Origin of the sequence: Geobacillus sp. DSP4a, assembly GCF_013096875.1 — a bacterium.
In the GTDB taxonomy this organism is placed as follows: domain Bacteria; phylum Bacillota; class Bacilli; order Bacillales; family Anoxybacillaceae; genus Geobacillus; species Geobacillus thermophilus.
Map to the genome: position 1 here is coordinate 1 of NZ_SDLD01000140.1, position 1,025 is coordinate 1,025.

Below are 1,025 nucleotides of genomic sequence, written 5' to 3' on the forward strand. Positions count from 1 at the left end.
GGCCGGACGGTTATGGGCAGATGTGGTGCGTCAGAATCTACCGTGTCTGCAGCGGTCATCCGGGACGCCGATCCATCAAGCGTTGTCGGCGCTCCGGGATGGTGGTTGGGTGTAAAAAAATGGAATACAATATCATCACCTCAAGATGAGGGATGAGAGTCCGAAAGCGCTTACGATATTAATTCCTGAAAATGGTTCGCTAACTAGTGATTGACAATGCCCGTAGTGAACCGAAAAAATGTTCTCCACAAAGTCTTGACTGACTCGAAAGTGGGAGATGAATTTCGGTTGGCGTTAGCCAACGAATAGGATAGAATATGGCTAGAACGGACACCTTCGGAACGAAGGGAAGCGTAAAGGGTTCTTGTGTGTGGCTTACCGTTCAGCGAACACACACAAGTCGCTTGAAGCCCCCACCTCTAAGCGAAGCGTAGGTGGTGGGTAGTTCACAGATATTCCACTACTAACATTGTCATTCAGCATGATGCGCAAGGAGAAGGGCGAAAAAGAAAGATTGAACGAGTGAACATTTCCAAGAGCAAATAGGAGTTCTGAAAAAAGCGGATCGTGATCCATCCACCTTATTAAGAACGGGAGGATTTTAGAAACTTGGTCAACAAAAACAAAAGCAGCCAATTATGCATTACGCACAACTGGCTGCTTGTTCTTTGCCTAGCAGCGACCTACTCTTGCAGGGGCGCTGGCCCCAACTACCATCGGCGCTGGAGGGCTTAACTTCCGTGTTCGGGATGGGAACGGGTGTTTCCCCTCCGCCATAGCCACTAGGCAATGATGATCATCTTGGACAGTAATTATTATATCCATCCTGTTGGATTTGTCAACAGGATGTTCATTCCCTCAAAACTAGATAACCGTTGGAAGAAGCCGCTCATAGGTCAAGCCCTCGATCGATTAGTATCCGTCAGCTCCACGTGTCGCCACGCTTCCACCTCGGACCTATCGACCTCGTCATCTTCGAGGGATCTTACCCGCCTGACGCGGTGGGAAATCTCATCTTGAGGGGG

General features: G+C 49.3%; 1 protein-coding gene and 2 rRNA genes. 1 reads left to right on the plus strand and 2 read right to left on the minus strand.

Annotated elements, in window-relative coordinates; all coding sequences use genetic code 11:
- Nucleotides 1–115, plus strand: a 115-nt coding sequence (locus tag ETC02_RS16680) for a UPF0236 family protein (protein ID WP_147432145.1), incomplete at its 5' end; no start/stop codon positions are given.
- Between the two features lie 555 nt (nt 116–670).
- Here ETC02_RS16680 and rrf read toward each other — a convergent pair.
- Together rrf and ETC02_RS16690 are read right to left on the minus strand one after the other, a co-directional pair.
- Nucleotides 671–787 (minus strand): 5S ribosomal RNA (gene rrf, locus ETC02_RS16685).
- 105 nt (nt 788–892) lie between these two features.
- Nucleotides 893–1,025: ribosomal RNA gene (locus tag ETC02_RS16690) — 23S ribosomal RNA — on the minus strand; the annotation flags it as partial.